Genomic DNA, 6608 nt, shown 5'->3' on the forward strand with positions numbered 1-6608 from the left:
AGCCGCGCGACGCCGAGCAGGCTCCGCCCGCCGACGCCGACCGCGCCCCCGGGACGGACGACACGCTGCAGCTCTTCCTGCTGTGCTGCCACCCGGCATTGAGCCGACCGTCCCAGGTCGCCCTGACCCTGCGCGCCGTCGCCGGCCTGAGCACCGCGCAGATCGCGAGCGCCTTCCTGGTGCCCGAGGCCACGATGGCCCAGCGGGTGAGCCGGGCCAAGGCGACCCTCCGCTCGGCGGGCGCGCGCTTCGAGGCACCGGCCGAGCCTGACGTCCCCGGTCGCGTGGCCGCGGTGCTGGACGTCCTCCACCTGGTCTTCAACGAGGGGCACACCCGCAGTGGAGGCGACACGCTGCTCGACCGCACCTTGGCTCTGGAGGCGATCCGGCTCACCCGACGACTGCGCCTGCTGCTGCCCGACCACGACGAGGTCGCGGGTGCGCTCGCGCTGATGCTGCTCACGCACGCTCGCGCCGATGCTCGGACCGACGACCGCGGTGACCTCGTGCCCATGGCGGAGCAGGACCGCGCCCGGTGGGACCGGACGTTGATCACCGAAGGTGTGGCCCTCCTCGAGGAAGTGCTGCCACGAGGACACGTCGGCCGCTATCAGCTGCAGGCGTCGATCGCCGCCGTGCATGCCGAGGCAACGAGCTCCGAGGAGACCGACTGGCTGCAGATCAGCCTGCTCTACGAGATGCTCGGAAAGGTCGCACCCAGTCCCGCGGTTCTGCTCAATCGTGCTGTTGCAGAAGGGATGTCGCTCGGGCCAACCCAGGGGCTCGCCCTCATCGAGCCCTTGTTGGCCGATCCCGCGATGCGACGCCACCACCGCACGTATGCCGTGCAGGCGCACCTGCTGGAGATGGCCGGCAGGCCGGATGAGGCGGTCTCGGCCTACCGCAGGGCGGCGCAGCTGACCGCGAGCCAGCCCGAGCAGCGCTACCTCAATCGTCGCGCGGCCCGGTTGCAACGCCAAGGGATCTCGCCACCAGGTGAGCGCCGCTCAGTCGAACAACTGTGAGTCGAGGCGCCCTCCACTCCGCGCTCGGGGATGCCGCACGGGCGCCATCGCCCGGGTGAGCTCCCGCGCCGTGCCGATCGCGAACTCGAGGCGTACGCTCACCAGAATGGATGTGGGACTGCACCTCGCGAACTTCACCTGGTCGGGCGGTCCGCACCGCCTGGTCGACGACCTCCGCACGACCGCCAAACTGGCCGAGGACGTGGGCTTCCGCAAGCTCTCGGTGATGGATCACGTCTGGCAGATCGGGCCGGTGGGGCCCCGCGAACACGAGATGCTCGAGGCCTACACCACGCTGGGCTACCTCGCGGCGGTCACCGAGCGCATCGAGCTGCTTGCCTGGGTCACGGCCGCCGTCTACCGCGAGCCGGGCCTGCTGGCCAAGGAGGTCACCACCCTCGACGTGCTCTCACGTGGTCGGGCCTGGCTCGGCATCGGCGCCGCCTGGAACGAGGAGGAGTGCCAGGGACTCGGGCTGCCCTTCCCCCCGACTGCAGAGCGGTTCGAGCGGCTCGAGGAGACGGTGCAGATCTGTCTGCAGATGTGGAGCGACAGCGAGGAGCCGTATGACGGCACTCACTACCAGCTCGGCCGCACCCTGAACTCGCCGCAGGCCGTGCAACGGCCCCACCCACCGATCCTCATCGGCGGTGGTGGTGAGAAGAAGACGCTGCGGCTGGTCGCGCAGTACGCCCAAGCCTGCAACCTGTTCGACGACCCGTCGTTGGAGCACAAGCTGGACGTGCTGCGCGGCCACTGCGAGGACGTGGGCCGTGACTACGACGACATCGCCAAGACGGTGATGCTGCCGATCGATCCGGGCCAGCACGGTGAGCACGTCGACGCCGTCCTCGCGCACCTGCAGGACCTCGCGGCGCTCGGGGTGAGCCACGTGCACAGCCGGGTCGGCGACGGGTCGGACCCGTCCTGGCTCGAGCTCTTCGGCGAGCGGATCATCCCCGAAGCCGCGCGGTTCTGACCAAGCCTTCCCGCCGCCCGTGCGAGCGAGTCGTCCAGAGGTGTCACAGCCGGCGCTGCTGTCTTGTCATGTGGGGGTAACAGTCAATCTCACGAGATGGGAGTCAGTGATGAGGATCTTGGTCGCCGGGGCGACAGGTGCGATCGGGCGGCAGCTCGTGCCCCGACTGGTCACGGCAGGACACGAGGTGCACGGCATGACGCGCAGCGAGTCGAAGCAGGACCTCCTGCGCGGGCTCGGAGCGGTGCCGGTGGTCGCGGACGCGCTGGATCCCGACCAGGTCGCGGAGGCGGTCGGCCGGGCGCGCCCGGAGGTGATCGTGCACGAGCTGACCGCCATCGGCGGTTTGGACCTGCGTCAGATGGACCGCAGCTTCGCGGCGACCAACAGGCTGCGCACGGAGGGCACGGACAACCTGCTGTCGGCGGGGCAGGCGGTGGGCGTGCGACGGTTCGTGGCCCAGAGCTACTTCGCGGCCTACGCGCGCACCGGCGGTCCGGTCAAGAACGAGGAGGACGCGGTCGACCCGTCGCCGGCGCGCGAAATGCGTGAGACCGTGGCGGCGATCCTGCACCTCGAGGAGGCCGTCCTCGGCGCGCAGTGGACGCAGGGAATCGTGCTGCGCTATGGCGGTTTCTACGGGCCCGGCACGTCCCTCGCACCCGGTGGCGACCAGACCGAGATGGTGCGCAAGCGGAGGTTCCCGCTGGTCGGCGACGGTGCCGGCGTGTGGTCGTTCATCCACGTCGCCGACGCCGCAGACGCGACCGCAGCTGCCGTCGAGCGCGGCACCCGCGGCATCTACAACATCGTCGACGACGAACCGGCTCCGGTCGCCGAGTGGTTGCCCGCGCTGGCGCAGACCCTGGGCGCCAAGGCGCCGATGCGCGTGCCACGGTTCGTCGGGCGCCTGTTTGCGGGCGAGACGGGCGTGGTGATGATGACCGAGCTCCGCGGCGCCTCCAACGCCAAGGCCAAGCGCGAGCTCGTATGGCGTCCGGCGCACCCGAGCTGGCGGCAGGGGTTCGCGGCGTGACCGAGCGGGAGCAGTTGCTCGACGAGCTGCGGCCGGTCGCCTTTGCGATCGCCTACCGGATGCTCGGCAGCGTGACCGAGGCCGAGGACGTGGTGCAGGAGGCGCTGCTGCGGGTGCACCAGGCGCTTGATGCCGGGGAGCAGATCGCCTCCCCTCGAGCGTTCGTGGCCACGGTGAGCACCCGGCTCTCGATCAACGAGCTGCGATCTGCCCGCGCACGCCGCGAACGCTACGTCGGCGACTGGCTCCCGGAGCCGATCATCACCGACCGCGGGGATGACCCCGCGACGCACGCCGAGAGGGCCGACTCGTTGTCGCTCGCCGTGCTGGTGCTGCTGGAGAGCCTCTCTCCCGAGCAGCGAGCCGTGCTGTTGCTGCGCGACGTCTTCGACTACGACTACCCGGAGATCGCGGCGATCGTCGGCAAGAACGAGGACAACGTGCGCCAACTCGCCACTCGCGCCCGACGCCACGTCAGGATGGGCAGACCGCGGTTCCAGACCACGCGCGAGCAACGTGACGAGCTGGCCCGGCGCTTCTTCGCGGCCGCCGAGCAGGGCGACCTCGCCGGCCTCGAGTCGCTGCTGGCGCACGACGTGTCACTGACCGGTGACGGCGGCGGCAAGGCTCCTGCGCTGGCACGGTCGCAACGCGGGCGCAGCCGCGTCGCACGCACGGTCGTCAACTGGATGCGTCTCGCACAGGGTCTGCCCCAGGTGTCGTCGCGCCTGGTCGACGTCAACGGCGGTCCGGGCGCGATCTACCTCGACGGCGAGCAGCGGCTGATCACCGTGTTGGCGCTCGAGGTCACCGATGGCCAGATCACCGGCATCAGCGCGATCGCCAACCCCGACAAGCTGGCGCACCTGGGGCCGGTCGCCGACCTCGGAGCGCTCCTGCGCTCTCGGGGATGACCTGGACGCACGGGCCGCTCGGAACGTCCCCGGGACGGAGAACGCGTGCCCCCGACCTCTCGAGTGCTTCCTGGGGGCCGTCCGCACGCGCGGCGAAATTGGCGGGCGTCCCGGCGCCGCCGATGGCTACCGTGGTGGTGTGAGCACTGTCGATCCCCAGATCCAAGCCATGCCGGTTCCCGCCCGCAGGCTGATGCTGGTCCATGCCCATCCCGACGACGAGTCGAGCCAGACCGGTGCCACGATGGCGCACTATGCGGCCGCGGGGGCCGCCGTCACCCTCGTCACCTGCACCCTCGGGGAGCTCGGTGAGGTGGTGGTCCCCGAGCTCGCCCACTTGCACGCCGATCGGGACGACGCCCTCGCACCGTGCCGGCTGGAGGAGCTCACCAAGGCGATGGCCGAGCTCGGTGTGACCGACTTCGTCCGGCTGGGCGGGGACGGCCGCTGGCGCGACTCGGGAATGGCCTACGACGAGAAGCGCGGGGTGGTCCCGGCGAAGGACGTGCATGACGAGTCCTTCTGGCGCGCAGACCTGCTGGAGGCTGCCAATGAGCTGGTCACCGTGATCCGCGACCGTCGCCCCCAGGTGCTGATCACCTATGACGAGAACGGCCACTACGGGCATCCCGACCACATCCAGGCGCACCGCGTCGCGATGTATGCCGTGTCGCTGGCCGGGATCCCCTCCTACCGGAAGGACCTGGGCACCCCGTGGCAGGTGCAGCGGACGCTGTGGACGGCGATGTCCGAGAGCATGGTCCGCACCATGATCACCCAGGCGCGGGCGGCCGGTGAGTCCGACGAGTTCTTCGACTCGTTCGACCTCGACTCCGACGAGCCGCCGATGATGAGCGTCCGCGACTCCGACATCGCGGTGCGCATCGACGGATACCCTTATGCCGCACGACGTTTCGCGGCGCTGCGCGCGCATGCCACCCAGATCCCGGCCGACGAGTTCTTCTTCAAGCTCCAGGACGCACCCCCGGGGCCGATGTGGGAGGAGTGCTTCCGCTTGGCGGGCGGCCTCCCGTTCGACGGCCCCGAGGCCGACGACGTCTTCGCCGGCCTCGGGGTCTGACTCGTGTCCCACCACCTCACCACCTACCGACTGGCGCCCGCGGTGAACAACGACCGCGCGGAGGAGAAGTGAGTCACATCCGCCCGACTGGTGGAAGAGACTGGCGCGGCTGGGTGTTGACGTGTGTGACGGGATGCCGACTCGAGACCGGCCCCGTCCGTCCGGGCAAACCGGAGCCGCCACGCCGATCGTTGTTGAGGAGGAACAGTGAAGTCGCAGACGCGCCACGCAGGAGCCAAGACCGTCACCACGCGGTTCCAGCGTTGGTTGGAGCAGAACCGTGCCTACGGTGAGGTCATCGAGCGCTACGCCCACCCCGGCAAGAAGGGCTGAGGCAGTCGCTCACGGGCTGGGATGATCAGCCGAAATCACCGGGTCGCTCGATCGAGCGGCCCGGTTCTTCGTGCCGCGACGCCGCACCGTGACCCAGTCGCCGGCGAGGTCGAGTCCGAGCCATCGCGCAAGGCGGTCGAGCTCTGCGGCGACCCCGGTCGACATCGCGGCCGTGAAGGGCACGTCCTCGTGGATGGCTCCGACCCGCAGCACGCCGGCCCGTCGGTCGGCGGTCGCATCGACCTTCCCGACGAGCCGGTCACCGTGCAGCACCGGCATCGCCCAGTATCCCCAACGCCGTTTGGCGACAGGCTTGTACATCTCGAGCTGGTAGTCGAACTCGAAGAGGTCGGCCATCCTTTCGCGGTCGAAGACCAGCCGGTCCAGCGGCGAGAGCAGGACGGTCCGGCCCCGGAACGAGCCATCGAGGTATGACGGGTCGAGCCGCCACTGCCCCTTGGTTCCCTCCACCACGGCGGGCTCGCCGACCGGGCCGAGGTCGTGCGGCTCGCGCGGCGTCTTGACGCCACGGACCCGCGCCAGCCCGAGCGAATGCAGCTGCCGGCTGCTGCGGATCCGCATCGCCTCTTCCAGCGGCACGGTGGGGCCGTCCGGGTAGACCCGCTCGGCCAGGTCCCACAGCGGGTCGCGCCCGTCCCGGCCGGCGAGTGCCACCTCACCACGGCGGACCAGCTGGTGCAGCAGCACCCTCAGGCTGCGGTTGTTGTTCCAGCCGCTGGACTCCCACGGCACCAAGGTCGCGTCCGGGAGGGCCGAGGTCGGTAGCGGACCGTCGTCATACAGGATGGCGAGGATCTCGCGACGCGCATCGTCGTTGACCGCCACCCAGTCGCGCGTCTCCTCCTGCCACGGTTGCATCGGTCCGGTCCCGCGCCAGAGCTCCATCTCGGCGCGGTGGAGCGGGAGGTCATCAACGGGTTGCAGTCCGGCTTCCAGCTCCACGAGTCTCCCGGCCGAGACGGCTTCATCGAGGTCGCCGACCCGATAGGCGTTCCCGAGCCGGCTCCACGCGACCAGCTCGGCGCTGGGCACGACTGCGGCGGTCGGCTCGACCTGGATGAGGGTGAGGTGGCGCAGCACGTCGAGCAGCTCCCGCGGCCGTGGTGCCGAGAGCAGCTGTGCGCGCACCGCGATCCGGCGTGCCTGGGCGCGGGTGAGCCGGCGCACCGGCCGCTCCCTCACGACGAGCGGGCGGCCTCGTCGAGGACGGCCGCGAGCT

Annotated in this window: 7 protein-coding genes; 6 read left to right on the plus strand and 1 reads right to left on the minus strand. The window is 70.4% G+C overall.

From position 1 onward, the window contains the following. The 6 genes from FRW57_RS15225 to FRW57_RS24800 form a co-directional block, all read left to right on the plus strand. Positions 1–1025, plus strand: a 1025-nt coding sequence (locus FRW57_RS15225) for an RNA polymerase sigma factor (RefSeq protein WP_152186390.1), incomplete at its 5' end; no start/stop codon positions are given. Positions 1026–1131: 106 nt separating this feature from the next. Then, the gene (locus FRW57_RS15230) at positions 1132–2004 is read left to right on the plus strand and encodes an LLM class F420-dependent oxidoreductase (RefSeq protein ID WP_152186391.1); all 873 of its coding nucleotides are present in this window, start codon (positions 1132–1134) and stop codon (positions 2002–2004) included. Between the two features lie 109 nt (positions 2005–2113). Then, positions 2114–3040: an NAD-dependent epimerase/dehydratase family protein gene (locus tag FRW57_RS15235; protein ID WP_152186392.1), complete on the plus strand. Its 927-nt coding sequence runs from the start codon at positions 2114–2116 to the stop codon at positions 3038–3040. Further along, the gene (gene sigJ / locus FRW57_RS15240) at positions 3037–3954 is read left to right on the plus strand and encodes an RNA polymerase sigma factor SigJ (RefSeq protein WP_238384433.1); all 918 of its coding nucleotides are present in this window, start codon (positions 3037–3039) and stop codon (positions 3952–3954) included. Before FRW57_RS15235 ends, sigJ begins: the two co-directional genes overlap by 4 nt. A 139-nt stretch (positions 3955–4093) precedes the next feature. Continuing rightward, complete coding sequence (gene mshB / locus FRW57_RS15245; protein WP_202911327.1) at positions 4094–5035, plus strand: N-acetyl-1-D-myo-inositol-2-amino-2-deoxy-alpha-D-glucopyranoside deacetylase; 942 nt, start codon at positions 4094–4096, stop codon at positions 5033–5035. Between the two features lie 207 nt (positions 5036–5242). Further along, entirely contained in the window at positions 5243–5368 is a 126-nt protein-coding gene (locus tag FRW57_RS24800) for a hypothetical protein (RefSeq protein WP_274381524.1), read from the plus strand. 9 nt (positions 5369–5377) lie between these two features. Here FRW57_RS24800 and FRW57_RS15250 read toward each other — a convergent pair whose 3' ends face one another. Further along, positions 5378–6571 (minus strand): DNA glycosylase AlkZ-like family protein, encoded by a 1194-nt coding sequence (locus tag FRW57_RS15250; RefSeq protein WP_338055371.1) that lies wholly within the window; start codon positions 6569–6571, stop codon positions 5378–5380. Between the last annotated feature and the right edge of the window lie 37 nt (positions 6572–6608).

Origin of the sequence: Segeticoccus rhizosphaerae, from assembly GCF_009192725.1 — a bacterium.
Classification (GTDB): domain Bacteria; phylum Actinomycetota; class Actinomycetes; order Actinomycetales; family Dermatophilaceae; genus Segeticoccus; species Segeticoccus rhizosphaerae.